Annotated in this window: 17 protein-coding genes; 4 read left to right on the top strand and 13 right to left on the bottom strand. The window is 48.8% G+C overall.

All coding sequences use genetic code 11. From position 1 onward, the window contains the following. Window positions 1-119 precede the first annotated feature (119 nt). The 9 genes from ACI1P2_RS05510 to ACI1P2_RS05470 all read right to left on the bottom strand — a co-directional run bounded on the left by ACI1P2_RS05510 (window position 120) and on the right by ACI1P2_RS05470 (window position 9,883). Window positions 120-872 carry a LytR/AlgR family response regulator transcription factor gene (locus ACI1P2_RS05510; RefSeq protein WP_355317626.1) on the bottom strand — a complete coding sequence of 251 codons (753 nt, stop codon included), beginning with the start codon at window positions 870-872 and terminating at the stop codon, window positions 120-122. Further along, window positions 865-2,637: a sensor histidine kinase gene (locus ACI1P2_RS05505; protein ID WP_355317624.1), complete on the bottom strand. Its 1,773-nt coding sequence runs from the start codon at window positions 2,635-2,637 to the stop codon at window positions 865-867. Before ACI1P2_RS05505 ends, ACI1P2_RS05510 begins: the two co-directional genes overlap by 8 nt. Window positions 2,638-2,672: 35 nt before the next feature. Continuing rightward, window positions 2,673-3,668, bottom strand: a complete 996-nt coding sequence (gene bioB, locus ACI1P2_RS05500; protein ID WP_355317622.1) for a biotin synthase BioB — start codon at window positions 3,666-3,668, stop codon at window positions 2,673-2,675. A gap of 251 nt (window positions 3,669-3,919) precedes the next feature. Then, window positions 3,920-4,588 (bottom strand): DUF4867 family protein, encoded by a 669-nt coding sequence (locus ACI1P2_RS05495; RefSeq protein ID WP_355317621.1) that lies wholly within the window; start codon window positions 4,586-4,588, stop codon window positions 3,920-3,922. Between the two features lie 38 nt (window positions 4,589-4,626). After that, window positions 4,627-6,498, bottom strand: a complete 1,872-nt coding sequence (locus ACI1P2_RS05490; RefSeq protein ID WP_355317619.1) for a beta-glucoside-specific PTS transporter subunit IIABC — start codon at window positions 6,496-6,498, stop codon at window positions 4,627-4,629. Window positions 6,499-6,622: 124 nt separating this feature from the next. Beyond that, entirely contained in the window at window positions 6,623-7,582 is a 960-nt protein-coding gene (locus ACI1P2_RS05485) for a DUF7916 family protein (protein ID WP_355317617.1), read from the bottom strand. 39 nt (window positions 7,583-7,621) lie between these two features. Continuing rightward, window positions 7,622-8,071 carry a ribose 5-phosphate isomerase B gene (gene rpiB, locus ACI1P2_RS05480; RefSeq protein WP_355317615.1) on the bottom strand — a complete coding sequence of 150 codons (450 nt, stop codon included), beginning with the start codon at window positions 8,069-8,071 and terminating at the stop codon, window positions 7,622-7,624. Then, window positions 8,068-8,748: a ribulose-phosphate 3-epimerase gene (gene rpe / locus ACI1P2_RS05475; protein ID WP_355317614.1), complete on the bottom strand. Its 681-nt coding sequence runs from the start codon at window positions 8,746-8,748 to the stop codon at window positions 8,068-8,070. Before rpe ends, rpiB begins: the two co-directional genes overlap by 4 nt. A 121-nt stretch (window positions 8,749-8,869) precedes the next feature. Then, window positions 8,870-9,883 carry a LacI family DNA-binding transcriptional regulator gene (locus tag ACI1P2_RS05470; RefSeq protein ID WP_408976139.1) on the bottom strand — a complete coding sequence of 338 codons (1,014 nt, stop codon included), beginning with the start codon at window positions 9,881-9,883 and terminating at the stop codon, window positions 8,870-8,872. Window positions 9,884-10,179: 296 nt separating this feature from the next. On the opposite strand from ACI1P2_RS05470, the gene ACI1P2_RS05465 reads away from it, so the two are divergent. After that, on the top strand, window positions 10,180-10,965 hold the full coding sequence (locus ACI1P2_RS05465; protein ID WP_355317610.1) for an SDR family NAD(P)-dependent oxidoreductase: 786 nt from the start codon (window positions 10,180-10,182) through the stop codon (window positions 10,963-10,965). A 75-nt stretch (window positions 10,966-11,040) separates the two neighbouring features. Here the strand turns inward: ACI1P2_RS05465 and ACI1P2_RS05460 are convergent, their stop codons facing one another. The 4 genes from ACI1P2_RS05460 to ACI1P2_RS05445 form a co-directional block, all read right to left on the bottom strand. Then, window positions 11,041-11,697, bottom strand: a complete 657-nt coding sequence (locus tag ACI1P2_RS05460) for a GntR family transcriptional regulator (protein WP_355317608.1) — start codon at window positions 11,695-11,697, stop codon at window positions 11,041-11,043. A gap of 40 nt (window positions 11,698-11,737) precedes the next feature. Continuing rightward, complete coding sequence (locus tag ACI1P2_RS05455; RefSeq protein WP_355317607.1) at window positions 11,738-12,865, bottom strand: NAD(P)/FAD-dependent oxidoreductase; 1,128 nt, start codon at window positions 12,863-12,865, stop codon at window positions 11,738-11,740. 90 nt (window positions 12,866-12,955) lie between these two features. Continuing rightward, window positions 12,956-13,333 carry a DMT family transporter gene (locus ACI1P2_RS05450; protein WP_355317605.1) on the bottom strand — a complete coding sequence of 126 codons (378 nt, stop codon included), beginning with the start codon at window positions 13,331-13,333 and terminating at the stop codon, window positions 12,956-12,958. Window positions 13,334-13,390: 57 nt separating this feature from the next. Further along, a complete protein-coding gene (locus ACI1P2_RS05445) occupies window positions 13,391-13,768 on the bottom strand; it encodes a hypothetical protein (RefSeq protein ID WP_355317603.1) in 378 nt (125 codons plus the stop codon). A gap of 264 nt (window positions 13,769-14,032) precedes the next feature. Between ACI1P2_RS05445 and ACI1P2_RS05440 the strand changes: the two genes are divergently transcribed. From ACI1P2_RS05440 to ACI1P2_RS05430, 3 genes are read left to right on the top strand one after another with little or no spacing between them, the layout of a single operon-like run. Next, window positions 14,033-15,442: an efflux RND transporter periplasmic adaptor subunit gene (locus ACI1P2_RS05440; protein ID WP_355317602.1), complete on the top strand. Its 1,410-nt coding sequence runs from the start codon at window positions 14,033-14,035 to the stop codon at window positions 15,440-15,442. After that, the gene (locus ACI1P2_RS05435) at window positions 15,435-18,542 is read left to right on the top strand and encodes an efflux RND transporter permease subunit (protein WP_355317601.1); all 3,108 of its coding nucleotides are present in this window, start codon (window positions 15,435-15,437) and stop codon (window positions 18,540-18,542) included. Before ACI1P2_RS05440 ends, ACI1P2_RS05435 begins: the two co-directional genes overlap by 8 nt. Window positions 18,543-18,565: 23 nt before the next feature. Continuing rightward, window positions 18,566-19,438, top strand: coding sequence for a TetR/AcrR family transcriptional regulator (locus ACI1P2_RS05430; RefSeq protein ID WP_355317599.1), 873 nt, complete (start codon window positions 18,566-18,568; stop codon window positions 19,436-19,438).

Here is a 19,438-nt window from a genome sequence, read left to right as displayed (position 1 = left end):
CTCTGCTTCTTCATAGCCCCCATTATAGGAGATGAAAATGAAGGCAGAGCATTTTCAAGCTGCAACGCACGCCTCTGAGTCTGACCTGCATAAATTCCGGCCTGAAGTGCACAGGCTTCTCAAAAGCCGAGCAATTGTTTCAATTCTTTCATATACGTTCTGCTCACAGGCACACGGGAGCCGTTTATTAAAATCAGGTTGCAGGTGGAGTGAAACCAGGGCTCGATTTCGGTGATGCTGTCCAGATTCACCAGATAAGCGCGGTGCACCCTCACGATAGCTGTATTTCCGACCCGCCGCTCCAGTGAGGTTAACGGCTCGTTTACCCGATAAACCTGATTTTCCGTCGTAATGATGGTCTTGCCGTCCTCGTAAGCCATATATAAAATCTGACCGACTGGAAGAAGCAAAATCCGCTCATCCACCGTAATGGCAAGCCTCTCCTTTCGCTCTGCGTATCTGGCGGCATCCACCAAATCAGCGTCCGCAGGCTGCCGGCGGATACCGGCCATTGCCGTAATTTTCTCCACCATTTGCCTGACCCGCTCTTCTTCAAATGGCTTTAAGATATAATCCGCGGCATTGAGATCAAAGGCCTGCAAAGCATATTCGTCATAGGCGGTGGCAAACACGATAACCGGCAGATGCTCCTCATTTTTTGTCATCAGTCCCCGCGCGATTTCCAGCCCGCTTTCATGATCAAGCTGGATATCCAGAAATACAACATCCGGACAGGAGCTGCGGATTTGCTCGACAGCCTGTTCAAGCCGATCCGCCACCCCAACGACTTGCACGCGTCCGGTCCGGCGAAGCAGGTACCCCAGTTCGTCCCGAGCGAGCGGCTCGTCATCCACGATAACTGCTTTAAGCATATAAATCCCTCCCTTGCGAATGTTGGATCGGCAGCCGGATGGTAATGGCTGTCCCTAAGCCTGGCTTGCTATGTATGCGGAAATCAGCTTCAGGCCCGAACATCTCCTCAATCCGTTTGCTGATATTGTAAAGAGCGGTTCCCGTTCCCCTGGCGGATTGAATCTCCCGCTTTCCGAGCTGCTGCAGCAGCTCAGGCTCAATGCCCTGTCCGTTATCTTCGGTCATGAGCACCATGTACTCATCTTCCCGGAATACGCTTAGAGTGACTTCTCCTTTGTCCCCCTCCTCATGGAACGGAAATGCATACCGCAAAGCATTCTCTACCAAGGGCTGCAGCAGGAAGGGCGGCACGCCGATTGTTTTGAGCGAAGGATCGATCTTCGTCTGCAGCGAAAATTTACCGGGAAAGCGGGCCTGCTCAATGGCGAGATAAGCATTCACATTTTCCAACTCCTTGTACAGCGGGATTAACAGCTGCTGCGCTCCCTGCAAATTGCTGCGAAAAAACGAGCTCATCTGAAGAAGCAACATTCGCGCCTTCTCCGGATCGGTACGGCAGAGGGCCGACACCGTATTGAACGCATTAAACAGGAAATGCGGATGGATTTGTGCCTGCAGCGCCTTGATCTCCGCATCCTTTAACCGTTTTCGCTGCTGCTCGGCTTCGGCCAGCTCCAACTGGGTTGAAAACAATCTGCCGAGCCCTTCCGCCACCTCCTGCTCAACCTGGTCCAATCGGCTGGGATTCTTGAAGTACAACTTTAAAGTCCCGACCGTTTTCTCATGTACTTTGAGCGGGAGAACAATGGCGGCCTCCAGGCAGCAGTCCGGCTGACTGCACTGGATTTCGTCACGGGATGAGGCCTTCATTACGCTTCCTGTCGACAATACTTTGCGGGTTAACCGGGTGGAAAGCTGCTCAAGCGGAACATGATGGTCCGAGCCTTCCCCGACATGAGCGAGAACCTGGTGACCGTTCGTAATGGAGATGGCATCGGCGTTCGTCCTGCTCAGGATGACAGCAGCTGCTTCCCGGCAGGAGTGCGGATTGAGCCCCTGCCGGAAATACGGCAGCGTCTGATCCGCAATCTCGAACACCTGATGGGTCTGCAGCGCCCGTGTGCGCGATTCTTCCTGCAGCACAGATTGGATGACCAGCATAAACAGCAGCATACCAAAGCCGTTAATGACAATCATCGGAACGGCAATAATGTTGACGAGGGACAGAGCCGCTGCAAACGGGCGGGCTGTAGCAAGAATAATCCCCATCTGGATACATTCCATAAGGATGCCGATGACGACCGTTTTCCACAAGGCGGATTTGTCCATAATTCGCAAGCGTCTGCCTATGAATCCGGTTACAATCCCGGCCAGGATGCTGGACATCCCGCAGGCAAAGGCTGTAAATCCCCCCAGAGTGAAGCGGTGCAGACCGGCAATGATTCCGACACCCGTGCCAACCAAGGGGCCGCCGAGCAGGCCGCCGACAACCACGCCCATAATGCGCGTATTGGCGATCGCACTGTCCACACTGATCCACGTCTGCCAGGCCTGTGTGCCCGTCTGCCCCGTTCCCTGGATTTCAACCCCTGTATAATTGCTGATCACTGCGAATGTGCCAAAAATAAAAATAAGCTTTATTTTATCTGTGAGCACATGCTGCCGGTGGATGATATGCCGGAACGATTTCAGACGGGACAATAAGAAGGCAACGATCAACAGAATCCCTACCCGCTCCAGCATCAGGGGAAGCAGGTTCATCATCTTGTCTCACCTTCTTCAAGTAAATGTAATTTTAATTATAGTGCATACTTTTCGATTTCAAAGCCCATATCCTCAATAATTTGATGATCCATAGATACGTCCTGTCCTTCTGTCGTTAAATAATCGCCTACAAACAGCGAATTTGCGGCATACAGCGATAACGGCTGCAGCGAGCGCAGGTTCACTTCACGTCCTCCGGCGATGCGAATTTCTTTAGACGGGCAAATGAAGCGGAAGAGCGCAATAACCTTCAACGCTTTTGAGGGCGGCGTCCGGTCCGTCTTTTCAAGCGGTGTGCCTGGAATGGCATTCAAAAAGTTAATCGGAATGGAATCCGCATCCAGCTCCCGCAAAGCAAAAGCCAGCTCCACAATTTCCAGGTCCGACTCCCCCATGCCGATGATGGCGCCAGAGCAAGGAGACATGCCATGCTGTTTAACCTGCTGCACGGTCTCCACCCGTTGATCGTATGTATGGGTTGTCGTAATCGATGGATAGTTCGTTCTGCTCGTATTCAAATTATGGTTATAACGGTGTATACCAGCCTCGGCCAGCTTCGCGGCTTGTCCCTCCTTTAATATACCAAGACAGGCACAGATTTTAAGCGGCATCGTATCACGGATTTCTTTTACGGCATCAACCACCTGATCCAACTCTTTATCCGTGGGGCCTTTGCCTGACGCCACAATACAGTAGGTGCCGGCCTGTCGGCTCATGGCCTCCCGCGCGCCTGCCAGCAGCGTCTCTTTATCAAGCATCGTATACTTCTTGATGGGAGCCGTCGAAACGATGGATTGGGAGCAGTACCCGCAGTCTTCAGGGCAATGGCCGCTTTTGGCGTTAATGATCATGTTCAATTTGACCTTTTTGCCGAAATAATGCTTTCGAACGGTGAAGGCCGCCTGTAAAATGCCTAAAATCTCCTCATCGTCCGCTTCCAGCACTGCAAGGCCTTCTTCAAGTGACAGTCGTTCCCCCAGCAGCGCCTTTTTTGCGAAATCGTTCCAGTCAATTCTTGTTTCTACAGCCATTCCATATCATCCTTTCCTGTTCGCCAGATCAATAAGTTTCTCAATTGTTCAATTCAACAGATATATTGTCAACCAAAATAATTGTATAAAGGTTGACAATATATCTGCCATTGTAACAGCTCTTTGTCCGGTCCGTAAAGAATTTCTGACAAGCTTATATCTCTCTGCGCAAAAAAAGACGGCCGCATCCATTTCAGCGGTCGTCTTATAAAGGATGATTTTTTACATTTTAGCCTTCCATTTTACGAGCCTTACAGCGTCCTGATCTCACGAAGCTCTCCCTTCAACCCGGGATGTATGCCCTGGGCTACTTTTTCGGTCTGCGTCTCATGCACCATAAGGAATTTATTCTTTTTGGCCAGCAGCACATTCTCTCTCTTGGAACCGGAAGCATCCAGCGGCTCGTTTGTCCCTTGGGGAAGTACCACGAGCGTAAGGTAACCGTCTTCTGTCACTTTACAAGGCGCATAATGGAGAGTTGTGGAATACAGCTCGATCACGGACCCCTTTGGTTGGAAAAAAGCCCTAGCATTGCCGCCGTAATAGTTATTATTCTGTATATCCTGCATCCGGCCGAGAAAATGAACGCAATCGGTTGCGGCAATGACAACCTCGCTCCCCTGATGATACTCCATCCCTGTGAGCTTCGCGTTCCGTCCGGCACAAAATCCGATTTGGATGGGAATCCCGCCATAGATTTCATTTTTAATCCGGTGGGCTGATGGGAACGCCTCCAGCTCTGCATCGGATGGAACATATTGGTTGCCTTCTTGCGGGATGGGGAATTTCCCCTGCGCACAGGCAATCAATTCAGTGACATCAATGTTGAGCCACACCCTCCCGAATGGCCGAAAAGCTTCGCTCAAAACATCATGGATTATGATGGGTTTATTCTTCCTGTTCAGTTGTTCCAGCATCATGGCCTCTCTCCTCCGTCCAGCAATTGTATTTATCTATTTTACAAAATCACGTCGATTAATGGATCAAGCGCCTTTACTTGAGTCGAGCCGGTGGTTTTTATGTCCGAATAAACCGGGGTATTGGTAACGATTACAGGTGTGATGGTGTCATAACCCAGTTCCTTGATTTTCTGAATATCGAACTCGACCAACAGCTGTCCTTTCTCGATCCGGTCGCCTTCTGCAATATGCATTTTGAAGTGCTGCCCCTTCAATTTGACGGTATCCAGTCCGATATGCACCAGCAGCTCTGTCCCCTGATCGGAAATCAGCCCGATCGCATGCCCTGTGCGGAATGCATTCGCGACCGTTCCAGCAAATGGGGCGATAAGCTTGCCATCATCTGGAATGATGGCGATGCCTTTCCCCATCGCTTCGCTGGAAAAGGCTTCATCCGCCACCTCAGAGAGCAGCTTGACATTTCCCGACAATGGGCTGGCAACCTGCTCCGTGCGGGCAACTGCTGCTGCGGCTTTATCATCGGCAGGCTGTTCCTGTCTTTCTTCAATGGTAGCGACCATTTCTTTTTCCATGGAATCATGGAACCCAAAGAAGTAGGTCCCTACCGCAGAAAAGATGTAAGCAATAATAATAGCAACGATAAAACCTGCAAACCCTGGACCGAAGAATATCGGCAGCGACGCAAGTCCGGGGATACCGGGAGCAATAGCCACAGAGCCGGCCCCGCCTGCAATTGCTCCGCCGATGGCCCCACCGATGGCGGCCCAGACAAACGGTTTTTTGTATCTTAAGCTGATGCCGTAAATAATCGGCTCCGTAATGCCGAACAAACCGGTGACGGCCGCAGGTCCGGCAATGGCTTTGATTTTAGGATTTTTTGTTTTCAGGAACACACCCAGCGCAGCCCCGGCTTGAGCAAAGTTGGAAGGCGCAAACAGCGGCTTGAGCGTATCCTGGCCATAAACTGCTATATTGTTGTACATAATCGGGATAAAGGCCCAATGAAGTCCAAAAATAATGAGCATCTGCCAGCCTGCACCTGCAATAATCCCCGCAATAATTGGGCTCAGGTTATACAGAACGGTATAACCCTTGGCCAACCCCAAGCTGGCGTAGATCCCAACTGGTCCCACAACGATAAGGGTCAGGGGAACGATGATCATAAGGCAAAACAAAGGTGTAAGAAAGTTGCGGACACTGCTGTGAATGACCTTGTTCAAGTAACGTTCCAGTATGGACAGCAGCCACACGGAAATAATGACAGGAATGACTGAGGAAGTATAACTCATCAGCACGACCGGAATATTGAAAAAGGAAACGTCTGCTTTGTCGTTATAAAGCTGAATGATGTTTGGATAGACCAGAGCCCCAGCAACGGCCAGTGCCACAAATATATTGGCCCCGAACTTGCGGGCGGAAGTGACGGCAATAGCCATGGGAAGGAAATAAAAGATACTGTCCGCCGCCGCATACCAGATCATGTAGGTGCCGCTCTCCTTGGAGAGCCAGCCCAATGTTGTCAGCATCAGCAACAGACCCTTCAAAATACCCGAAGCTGCCAATGCGCCCAGAAATGGTGTAAATATGCCGGAAATAATATCGACAGCCTTGTTGAACCAGTTGCCCTGTTCATTAGACGAGGTTTCAGAAGCGGAATCTTCACTGAAGCTGCCAGCTTTTACAATTTCTTTGTAGACGTCGCCCACCGTATTGCCGATCACGACCTGATACTGTCCGCCGCTCTCCACAACAGTGATTACACCTGGAAGATTGGCGGTTTTCTTTTTATCGGCCGCCTTGCCGTCTTTCAATTTAAAGCGCAGTCTCGTTGCGCAATGGACAACGCTTGCAACATTGTCTTTTCCTCCGACAGAAGCCAATATGTCTTTTGCCAGTTTCTCGTTGTTCACGATGATCTACCCCTTTTTTGTTGGCCTGCATGCAAATATACAGCTATAAGTAACCGCTTCCAAAACGGATAGGAAAACGACCCTATAAAGCTATTTGAGTATATAGAGTCGTTTGCAACCAGTCTTACCGGCTTCGGCCTACCATTCTCTTGATGGTATGTCTTCTTCCCTTGATCGATAAAGCGAGCTGATACACGTTTTCCGGCAACGGCGTGCCTGCATAACCGCCATCGCCGATGGCATGAATATCCGCGCCTGTCTGCTTCATCATGAGAGCGATCATGGCAATCGTCTGCACGTCCGCCCCTTCAACCGAGCTGTTCAGGAAGGACAGCGCCAGTGTACCCGGTTTGTAGGAATGTACAAATTCCACACAGCTTCTGACATGCTCGACTGTAATCCCGTGTCTGGAGCCCGGCGCCGGCAGCGTAATCACATCCGCGCCTGCATCGATCAGGTCCTTGATAATTTCATGGGAAGGCCGTTCACTTAGCGGATCTGCCAATACCTTTTCAATCGTGCCGTCCTCCCACTTGCCTGCACAGATCAGCATTTGGTCTCCCAGCGTTTCTTTAGCCAGCTTCGTGGCTGCGATGATTCTCTCGAACGTTGTGCCAGCCGACGGATTTCCGCCAAGCACGATGAAGTCTGCCCCAATCTCCAGCGCGCGCAGGAAATTTTCTTTGGACGCAACCCTGCCCTCTTTCGCTTCTACATATTTTTCACCGGCCACTTTGGCATCCGGACTTGGACATTCGAAATAAATGCCGAGCGGAACCCCTGCCCACTCCTTGATTTGCTGCAGACTGTACGGCTTATCCGCCATATTGCCGTGTTTCATTTCCCGGAGTCCGATATTGGACTGCTCATTCACCATGTCAAACCCGTTAAGCATGACCATATCCGCCCCGAAAGCGGCCTGGATCTCCGCGTTGGTAACCCCGTCAACCAGTCCGGTGTTAATTTTGACCAGATGCTGGCCCATAACGACCCGTCCTTCTGATGCAAAAATGGACTCTTTTAATTCCGCCGCGTTCATATTCAAAATATCGCTCTTCGTGCAGGCAATCAGTCTCTTAGCCATAAAATCTCCTCCAGTATGTGGTTTGGTAGTTACTGTAAATTAACATAAGTATTGCTGTTCAATATCGGCAATCATATGGATGCGGTCTGCGTGCCGCCCTCCCTCGAATTCGGCGTCCAGCCATGATTTCACAATCATTTTAGCCAATTCGCTTCCCACGACACGGGCCCCAAATGCCAGAATATTGGTGTTGTTATGCTCTTTGGATAACTTGGCCGAGTACGGCTCGCTGCATACAACAGCCCGTATTCCTTTGACTTTATTGGCAGAAATCGATATTCCCACACCTGTCCCGCAAATCAGGATTCCCGCATCTGCCTGCTTGCCGGCCACCGCTTCAGCCACCAGCTTGCCGTACTTGGGATAGTCGGTGCGTTCGGAGGTTTGCGGCCCATAGTCCACCACCTCATGCCCCAGCTCTTCGAGATAAGCAGAAATGACGGATTTCATTTCTACAGCGACGTGATCGCTTCCAATTGCAATTTTCATGATAGGATGCCCCCTTGAACATAGTCGTTCTTTAATCTGCTAATAATTTGCTTGTAGGATTCATTTTTCCCGAACAGTGTGGACGTGCCGAGCACAAATCCTTCGACTCCATAGCCTGACAGCTCAGTGATTTTTTCCTCAGAGATGGCCCCATCGACAACCATGGTAAAGGAAAGGCCTTTGTTCGTTCTTAGCTCATTCAAATCCTTAATTTTATCATTTACGAATGGCAAATATTTCTGACCGGCGAAGCCCGGATTTACCGTCATCACCAGCACATAATCGACCAGACTCAGAAGCGCATCCACCGATGAAATCGAAGTTCCCGGGTTGAGGGCAATGCCTGCTTTTACGTTATGAGCTTTGATGCGATCGATGGTCCGTGTCGGATGCTGGTCAGCTTCGGGATGAAAATATATAATGTCGGCTCCTTTGGCGGCGAACAAATCAATGTAATCACCGGGGCGATCAATCATCAGGTGAACATCTACCGGTTTCTTGGTCTGACTGCGAATCCATTCCAAATCCTGCAGTCCCATTCCGAAATTGGGGACAAATTTACCGTCCATAATGTCGATATGATAGATGTCCACATTGGCTTCATCCAAAGCGGCTACTTCCTCCGCTAATGATTTAAAGCTGGCACACATCATCGAAGGACAGAACAGCTTGCTCATATGATCACTTCCTTTATTGAGTAATCCCTTGTTGGGTAATCGTTTACTCATCATGCAAAAAAGATTGCAAAACCGCTTGGGTGAACGGTTTTACAAACAAGACGTGACGTCATCATTCAAGTTAAGTGGTCTTTCTCTCCACCAGACTTACTGGAATCACATGGTGCTGTCCGTGTTTGACACTGGACCCGTCAATCATATCAAGTAGCGCTGTACAGGCATTTTTGGCCAGCAGGGTCTCGTCCTGATCAATCGTTGTCAACGGCGGGTTGCAGTATTTGGAGATCTGGTTGTTATCAAAGCCGACGATTTTCACTTGTTCCGGAACCTGGTACCCATTTTGCTGCAGGGTAAGCAATGCACCCAATGCAAGCCAGTCGTTTGTAGCGAAGATGCCGTCAAACTCCAGTTTGGAATCAATGACTTCCTGGAGTGCGGTCTGGGCTGCCCCCAAATTATTTTCCTGTTCATCAATATATACGACATGCTTTTCCGTGATCGGGAATCCATTTTGCGTTAATGCTGCCCTGTATCCCTGAAGCCGTTCATTTACGGAGGACAGGTTTTTTCTTTTGGTCAGCAAAAGGATGTTCTTGCACCCTTTCCGGATCAAGGCTTCTGTCGCCAACCGCCCTCCTTCATGGTGGTCAGACTCAATGAAGGCCACGTTTTGGTTGATTTTCGGACGTCTGTCGATGCAGACAATCGGCACATTCCGCCGCAGCATATCGGTCAGCACCTCTTCCTGACCTGAAATGCAGATCAGACCGTCGATCATTTTTCCGTCCAGCATGCGCATGTATTCCTTTTCCTTCTCCGCATTTTTGGCTGTATTGCAGATAATGGTGGAATAGCCTTCTTCAAAGAAAATGCGTTCGATTTCCTGAACGATGGAAGCGAAAAATTCATTGCTGATATCCGGCACCAATAACCCAATCGTTTGTGACTTCTTCATGCGCAGGCTCTTGGCTACCGTGTTGATTTCATAATGATGTTGATTGATCACATCCATAACCTTCTGCCTGGTTTCATCAGAAAAACGTCCGTTATTATTAATAACGCGCGAAACCGTAGCCACAGAAACACCGCTCAGCCGAGCAATTTCCTTGATTGAAATCTTATTGCTCTTTTTCATCATGAGTGACCTCGCCTAATGAGTAATCGTTTACTCAACGTTAACATAACTTCATAAAACATGTCAAGCTATTGGAGTAAACGATTACTCAAACAAAACATAAACATCTCTCCTATTCCCCCTTTGAATCATAAAGCTTGCGTAAACGATTACTCAATGGCTGGACTTATACTATCATTTTATTTTTAGACTGTCAATTAGAGACCATTCAAAAAATTTCATCTTGAATTATATATTATATATTATATATAATTTGAACTGTGACTTATATATCTATATAAACTGGAGGCTTTATTATGGGAAGATTAACAGGAAAAGTAGCGCTTGTAACCGGAGCCGGCAATGGTCAAGGAGCGGCCGAAGCAAAGCTGATGGCGAAAGAAGGAGCCAAGGTCATAGCGACAGACATCAATTTTGAAAATGTCACAAAAGTCGTTGAGGAAATTAATGCCGAGAACCTTGGAAGCGCTCTCGCATTTAAGCATGATGTCTCTTCCAAAGAGGATTGGATTCAAGTCGTTGAAGAAGGCGTTAAAGCATTCGGGCCTATTACAGTGCTGGTTAACAACGCAGGCATCCTGGCTCCGACTACGTATGACAAACTAACCCATGAACATTGGAGCAAAGTAATGGATGTCAACGCATGGAGCCAGTTCGTCGGCATGCAGACCGTTATTCCTTATATGAAAAAAGCGGGCATCGGCTCGATCATCAACATCGCTTCGATGGCTGTTGTCAATTCAAGCGGCGCATTTACGGCATATACAGCCAGTAAGGGTGCAGTAGATGCTTTCTCAAGAGCAGCGGCCATTGAATTGGCTCCTTTCAATATTCGGGTCAATTCAGTACTGCCTGGCACTATCTATACTTCCATGGTTGAGGATGCATTCCCTGATCAAGAATCCATGGATGCAGCTGTGGCCTCCCAACCGCTGGGCCGAATGGGAAGACCTGTTGATGTCGCATACCTGGTGGTTTATTTGGCCAGCGATGAGGCCTATTTCACCACAGGAACCTCCCAGCTGATTGACGGCGGCTTCAATGTGCAAGCCAGCGGCTCCACCGCCAAAATCGACAGATAACCCGTGAATGCAGAAAAGCGCAGCCAAACCAGGTAAAACCTGGTGCCTGCGCTTTTTTTGCACTCTCCAGACATTTCAAGTATTTATCGAGTATCTTGTGACGTTCTCCAATTCTGCTGCTGCCAGATCCATGTTGCCCTCAATCAAGGCGTTGACCGCCGCTTGCAGATGATGCTGGCATTTTTCAGCCGTTTCCAGGCTTCTCCACCGTGACTGACAAAAGGCAGTAGTGATATATGTAATTTCCGAATAAAAACGAAGAAACGCCTTATTCTCCCCCACTACAAACAGATACCGGCAAAGTTCATCACACTTGACGAGATAATCAATAAGGTTGCCCTCTTTAAGCTGCTTATCTGCTTCTTCCAGGTAGCTGCGAAGCCTATCATGCTTATCGGAGTTCCATTTCTCCTTGGAATGACGCAAGACAATCGCATACAGTTCAATTAAGGCATTTGCATAATCAGCAAGCTCCTGTCGGGAAATTGCTTTAACTCTCACGCCCTTCCGGGGTGCTCTCTCAAGAATCTCGTAATTCTGTAAAATATAGAAAGCTTCCCGAACGGGAATGTGGCTTACCTGCAATTCTTTTGCGATTTCGCTTTCGGTCAGGCGAGCACCTTGGGCTAACTCCTCAAGGAATATTTTCCTCAAAATATGATTGGCAATGGTATATGGCAATGGATTACCGCCTTGATGATCCATGTGCGAGAAGTTAATCAGGTCTTTCATTAAAAGACATTCCTTTCAGCTGCAGACTTGATGAAACCATTTAGCCTTCATCCATGGCTTTGCGGAGATCATAATCCTCCATATCGATATCCAGCTCCATTCCTAACGCCAGCTTGGCCAGTTGGCTACCGATAAAGGGGCCCATCGTCAAGCCGGACGCTCCAAGTCCGTTTGCTGTTATAAGACCGTCCCAGCCTGGAACAGCGCCGAGCACCGGCAGAAAACCGGGCGTAAAAGGCCGAAAGCCCACTCTTATCTCCTGAAAAGTGCAGTTTGCCAAGCCAGGCGCCACTTCCAGCCCTTTATTCACGACTTCCTGAATACCGCCTGCGGTTGCTCTTGTATCGTAGCCTTGCACTTCATTTTCATGAGTTGCCCCGATCACAATCTTCTGCTGGTCAAATGCCAGCAAATATTGATCAGAAGGCGGCATGACCACAGGCCAGCTGCCGGTGTCCTGCCGGTCAGGAATCTGCAGATGCATGATTTGCGCTTTTTGAAAACGAACCTTAAAGTCAATGCCCAAAGGCTGCAGCAATGCATTGGCCCATGCACCTGCACAAACGATGACTTCGTCTGCCGGGCAGCTGTCTGCATCAACAGTGACTCCTATGACACGGTTTGACTGATACTCAAGCTTGGCATCCCCGTGGATCAGGACGGCTCCGTTTCTTTGTGCAGACCGGAGCAGCGCGTCGCGCAGTGCACGGCCATCAATGCGGGCGGCCCCGCTAATATGTACAGAGGAATAACCCTCCGTCAACAGAGGGAAGGATTTTTGAGTTGCTTGTGCATCAAGCCGGGTAATGTCACCAATTTCCGGTGCATCCGGTTTGCGGAGCTGCGCCCTCCCCACCATGCTGCTGATTTTCTCTAAATCTTCATGAATGCTGAGTGCCCCCACCTGTGCATAGCCTGTCTCGGTTTCGCCCTCGCTTTGCAGCTCTTGGATCAGTCCGGGGTAAAAACGCGCGCCCGCCTTGGCCAGCCGGTACCATGCCTGATTGCGCCGCTGGGACAGCCATGGGCAAATGATGCCAGCGGCTGCATCCGTAGCCTGCCCTATATCTTTACGGTCCACAATCAGCACCTCTGCCCCCATTTTGGCCAGCTGATACGCTGTCGATGCCCCGAGAATTCCTGCTCCAATGACGATGACTTTTTTCATTATGACATTCCTTTCCTCAATCACTCCCTCCATTATAGCGGACACAGCAGGAAAGTATAATCATGTAGAAGCCTTCTTTGGGGGATCTTTCTATTCTTTATTTTGAAAAACTAAACTTGTTGCTTCTTTTGTATCGTTTGCCTCGCCATGGCCTGCACCGAATAAGTTCAAAATGACAACTCCAATCACGATTAAAGCAATGCCTACAATGCTGCCTGTATTGATTTTTTCTTTCCAGATCAATACCGAAATCAGCACCGTGGCAACCGCGCCTACACCTGACCAGATAGCATAAGTCATATTTAAGGGGAGCGTTTTGAGAGTTAAAGAAAGACAAAAGAAAGAGATACCGAATGCAACGATAGTAAATATAGTTGGATATAATTTACTAAAACCTTCCGAAGCTTTAAGCATTGAAGTTCCAATTAATTCACCAATAATAGAGATTGCCAAAAAAAGATATGCCATTATTCTTCCTCCTCTACACTTGCCTGTAACGCTTTAACAACTTTTTGTCTTTAAGTATCATTTACGATTTTCAGAATTTTTAGTTGCTTTGAGCTTTGAACTAACAGGCTTTTTTTCCTTGGTCTGAGCACTTTTTTTGCTTTTTACAGCTTTTTTCGCAGCCAATTGTTCCGCTTCTTCTTTAAGCTGCTGCGCTTGGCGATTCTTTTCTTCTATCAGCTGTTTCTGCTTTTTCACATACTCAGCAAGTACGGTTTCATGAAGAACCGGATTGCGCATTTTAAGATGATGCTCAAATGCTTCCGGATACAGAAACGTCTTTGGGCCAATGGAAGAAAACAGCACCGTAATCCGTCCGTCGCCGTGTTTTACAACTTGTCCGGCACCGAATTGGGAATGATCCACCTGTTCATTGATTAAATTCGCTTTGTTCATGGCTTTCCTTTCCTTTGTCCTTCATTTTTAGGAAGCAACTTCTATAAATAGAATTGGATATAAAAATACTATAGCACATGCCTGTCAAGACCCAGCGCATTCCAGTTTAAAAGTCAAGAGAAATACTTTCTGCTTAAACTCCGGATCGTCCCGTCCCCTCCTCTTCAGTTGACAAGCTCACCTTCAAAAACCTATAATTCCTTTAATTAAACTATATAGTTTATTATTATACTTATAAGTTTATTTTTCGGGAGGAAGATCATTTTGTTAAAACGCAACCTTCACCTTTTAGTGATTGGCGCAATGCTGCTAACCAGCTCTGCATGCTCGTCGTCAGGTTCCACAGAAACCAGCAGCGATGATGCGACCGGAGCGAATGTTGCAACCACAACGGTCCAGAAACAATCGGTATCCGCCGTCAAAAATCTTTCCGGTACGCTTGAAGCTTATAAAGAAGTATCCGTCGCATTCGAGTTATCAGGCTTAGTTGAGAAAGCTTCCTTTGAGGTTGGAGATGCGGTCTCTCAAAATCAGGTGTTATCCAAAATGGATAGCGCAAATGTTCAGCTTCAACTGGAGCAAGCAAACCATTCCATTGCCGAGGCTCAGTCAGGCCTCAAAAATGCCGCTGCCGCGATGGCTGGCGCCGAAGCCTCCATATCCTCTGCCGAGTCTCAGATTTCTTCTGCTACTGCTTCATTAAACAAAACAGTTAAAGGAGCAAGGCAGCAGGAACTTGAGCAGGCTCGTACCAAGGTGGAAAGAGCACAGGCGGCACTGACCAGATCCAGGACGGATGCGGCCCGAGTACAATCGCTTTATGAACAAGGAGTTACCACGAAGGAGGAACAGGAACGAGCACAGCTTGCGCTCACGAATGCTTCCAAGGACGTTGAGGATGCGCGGAATGCCCTGTCCCTGCTGGAAGAAGGAGCTACCAAGGAGGACCTTGAAACGGCAAAATCCGGAGTTCGGCAGGCCCAGGCCGCAAAAGCATCTGCTGCCGCTACGCTGCAGCAGGCTGAAGCAGCGCATGACCAGGCTTCCGCTCAGTATGAGCAAGCGATCGTGGCTAAAAAGGAAGCCGAGCTTTCCCTGTCCAAAACCTCTTTGAAATCTCCAATATCAGGGGTGGTTCTGGAAAAAAAGGTAACTGCCGGTGAACTGGCCGCTTCCGGACAACCCGCTTACCGGATCGGTCAAATCGACAAATTGAAGGTGCTGCTGCCCGTGCCGGATCATGAGATTGATCAATGGAAAAAAGGGGACAAAGTGAGCCTGACCCTGTACGGTCAGCAACGGGAAGGAACGGTCAGCAGAATATACCCGGCTACCAATTCCGATACGGGCTCCATCAATGTGGAGGTTACAGTCTCGAATCCCAAGCATGACTGGGCACCGGGCCAGGTGGTCCAAGCGGGTCTTAGCACTCAGCAAAACGAGAAGCTCCTGATCCCTGCCAAAGCAGTCCTTAGCAGCGGTAGTGAGACGTATGTGTATAAAGTTATAAACAATAAAGCTGTAAAAACGGTAGTGGAAATTGGCGAGCTGACCGGCAATAAGCTGGAAATTACGGACGGTCTTGCCGTTGGCGACATTATTGTCACGACAGGCGCCAGCTCCATTTACGATGGTATAGTCGTTCAGCCCGCGGAGGAACAAACCAATGATTGAATATTTTATCCGCAAACGGAAGCTGACCGTGTTTATTTTTGTTATGGCTATCGGTTTTGGAATTTTCGAGCTTACGCAGCTTTCCAGACAGGAAATGCCCAATATTATTCAAAAAACGGCCGTGGTCACAACGATATATCCGGGCGCATCCCCCGAAAAGGTGGAGCGGGAAATTACCACCCCGCTGGAACAGAAATTCAGAGAAGCGGAAAACATCAAAACACTGGAATCCACCTCCGCATATGGGATGTCGACCATCCGTATTGAAACGGAAGGCACGGCGGACGCCAAAGCTGTCTGGGAGGAAATTCGGCAGAAAATCAATGATATTGAAGCTGCGCTTCCTGAAGAAGCACAAAAGCCGGTCATCAATGAAAACCTGAATAAAACCTTCATTCATTCATATGCCATCACAGCTGGTTCATCTGAACAGCTATATAAGCTGCATGATTTGGTGCAGAAATGGAAAGACCAGCTCAGTACCGTAGACGGTGTCTCCCAAATCATCGTCCAGGGGCTTCCGGATCAGGAGGTGCGGATCCAGATTGACGCCGCCAAGCTGCAGCAGTATCAGATTACCTGGGAGCAATTCATGCAGGCGGTGCAAAATGAAAATGAGCGCAGTCCGCTTGGAGATCTGGATTACAATGAGTTGACGTATCAGCTGAATGTGGATCAGTCGCAGAGTGCGGAAGATTTGAACCGGATTATGATCAAACAAACCGCTGATGGAACCCCCGTATATCTGGCGGATGTCAGCACTGTGCTGCTCTCCCATAGCCAGTCCGATTATTTGGCTTATTATAACGGCAAGCCAGCAGTCATTTTGACGATTATGGGAAATACAGGGGCTGATGTGGAGAAAATCTTTGAAAGGGTCAATGAGGAAGTGGTCGCCTTAAAAGATACCCTGCCTCAGCATTATCAGCTGCAGACCCTGTTTTCACAGACGGATCGCGTAGCCGATATTTTTCATCACCTGTCACGGGAAATGATGTTTGCTATAGCTTCCGTTATTCTCGTATGTACGCTGGGGCTGAACCTGGTAACTTCTTCGTTTGTGGCGCTGGCGATTCCCATTTCTATCGCCATTGGGCTGATTATTTTGCCGCTGCTTGGTGTTACGCTCAACCAGGTTACCGTCATCGGATTGATTATTGTCATGGGCATTCTGGTGGATGATGCGGTGGTCGTCAATGACAATATTGAGCGGAGATTGCAGACGCTTGGAGAATCTCCCGCAGAAGCGGCTTTGCGCGGAACGAGGGAAGTTGCGATCTCCATTTTAACGGCTACACTGGCTACTGTGGCTTCTTTTGGCCCCCTGCTCTTTTTGACTGGTGATGCCGGTTCGTTTGCCAAACCGCTGCCTTACGCTGTTATCTTTACCCTGTTGGCCTCCATGCTGATGTCGCTGACCATTATTCCTATTTTCAGGGAATGGTATGGAACAAGACGCCGGCGCAATACGAAAACAGAGCAGACTCCCCGTCCATCGGGGCTGCTGGGCAGGCAAATTGATGGCATGCGCAATTTCTATTCCGGCAAGCTTATTCCGAAAGTGATTCAGCGTCCCTCCGTCTATGCGGCAGGCGGACTGCTGATCAGCACCCTGTTATACGGGCTGCTTGCTTTGATTCCCCTGGACCTTTTCCCGGAAACGGAGGATCCGCAGGTAAGCATCAATGTGCGGACACCTGTGGGCACTTCCATTGCAGAGACTCGGGAAATTACGGCCGAGCTCGCCGGCTGGATACAGAAGCAGCCGAATATCCGGACCGTGACTTATGCGGCAGGCGGCAGTGCTCCCATGTTGTTTCAGGATATGACCGCCGATGACCGAACCGGTCCAACCGTCGGACAGGTTGCAGTTGTCGGTGTTGAAGGAAAATTTAAGGCAGATGAAGCCGTGGCGGAATGGTCGGCCGAACTGAAGGAACGTTTTCCGGGCCAATCCATCACACTTAAAATTCCCGAGATGGGGCTTCCGCTCGGCAAGCCGATATCCATCCGGGTCTCCGGCAATGATCTGCCTCAGCTGCAGAACCTGGCCGATTCCGTCAAACGAGAAGTCATAAATACCCCGGGTGCGCAGAACGTACACCACAGTATGGAAAACGAAAACTTTACCCTCGACTTCCGGGTGGATAAACAGGCTATGGATCATTATAAGGTCAGCTACAGCAGCCTGACCAATACCCTGTTGCTGATGGGCAACGGACTGCAGTTTAGCGAATTTGACACAGGCAGCGATCTGATTCAAATGAAAATGACGCTTGGCAAACCTGATGAAGACCCTGAAGTTCTGTTTCAGCAATTGAATGTGACTAATGCGGCCGGAACACAAATCCCGCTCACACAGCTGGCTGAGATGAAGCCGTCTTTTGAAACCCAGCAAATAAATCATTATAATTTAAAGCGTACTGTCACCATCGATGCTGATTTATACGGCCGCACTGCTAATGAGATTATGCGGGAATTACGAAATAACTTGCAAAACACCTCCTTCCCGCCCGGATACAGCTGGGACATTGGCGGTGAAGTGCATGGCCAGAATGATGTATTGTCCGAAATAGCAAAGCTATATGTAGTCGTGATCTTCCTGATTTTCCTGCTGATCTTCCTGCAGTTCTATTCTTTCTCTGCTCCGGTCATCATCATGACGACGGTTTATATGGCGGCAGCTGGCGGATTCCTGGGACTGTTCATTTTAAACATGCCGATAAGCTTTATGGGGATATTGGGAATGACGGCGCTTGCGGGCATAGTTGTGCGTAATGGAATTGTACTGCTGGAGTTCATTGAGGACGCGCGCCGGGAAGGCGCCGATCTGGAAGAAGCGGTGATCGGGGCCACTCATGCACGTTTCCGGCCCATTCTGCTTACCTCTGTAACGGCCATTGTAGGCATGATTCCGATTGCAACCATTGGTGAGCTATTGTTCAGGCCACTGGCTTACACCATCATATTTGGTTTAATGTACTCCACCCTGCTCACCATGTTTGTCGTGCCTTCACTGTATCTGCTTGTCGCCAGATTCAAACTAAGAAGGCAGGCCGCAAATGAAGCCGCGAACGTTCAGCACAATGTTACCATATAAATCTTTATTTTAAGTGAGGGACCATGAAAAAAGTAACCAGCGAAGAAATAATTCAGGCCGCCCTTTCCCTGTTTTCCGAGAAAGGTTATGAGGCCACTTCCGTGGATGAGATCGCCCGTCAAAGCGGTATGGTGAAGGCGTCATTTTATAAATATTTTAAAAGCAAGGAAGAATTGCTGCAGGGCACGATTGCTTTTGTTCAGGAAGACATGGAGAAGGAGCTGGAAAAGGTATATCTGAACTCCAGGCTGTCTCCCCGTGAGAAGCTGACCCAATTTTTTGTGATTGTTCTTGAGCGTGTCTATCAGAGCAAAATGCATCTGCTCATTTTTTCCGTACCGCTGCTAGGCTCGACCGATGAGAAGATCGCGCAGGCCGTAGACAGTCTGGAGAACAGTTTATCCAACCGGATTCTGGACCTGATGATGAACCTGTACGGGGAAGAATGGAGCGACTATTATTACGATATTATTTTTGTCATCAAAAGCATGATCATCAGTTATGTGCGAATGAGTGGTCAGGAGTTTCGCGCTTCCGAGCATCAGCTGCTGGCTGATTTTGTCATGAGCATTACAGACATCCTGATGCAGGGAATGACCAACCCGGATCATCATCATGAAATCATGTGGAAACCTTCTACGGAGGAACAAGGAAAGCCATGGAGCAAGTGGCAGCAGGTGGATTCGATTTTACATCGCATGCACACCATTATTGGAAAGCTTAATCTGCAGGATGCCGATAAACATGATTACTTCAGCATCTTGGAGAAGCTGCAAAGCGAGCTGGCCGAAACATTACACGAAACCGCTCATGTCAAAGCCTTGTTGCTCTTTCTGGAACAGGTGGCTGAACTGCGGGAATACTGTCAGGAGTTAAAAATCGTCTTAAATTCATAA

The organism is Paenibacillus jiangxiensis (assembly GCF_046098255.1).
Classification (GTDB): domain Bacteria; phylum Bacillota; class Bacilli; order Paenibacillales; family Paenibacillaceae; genus Paenibacillus; species Paenibacillus jiagnxiensis.
Note: the sequence above shows the minus strand (reverse complement) of the source record. Positions and strands in the feature narration are given on the sequence as shown.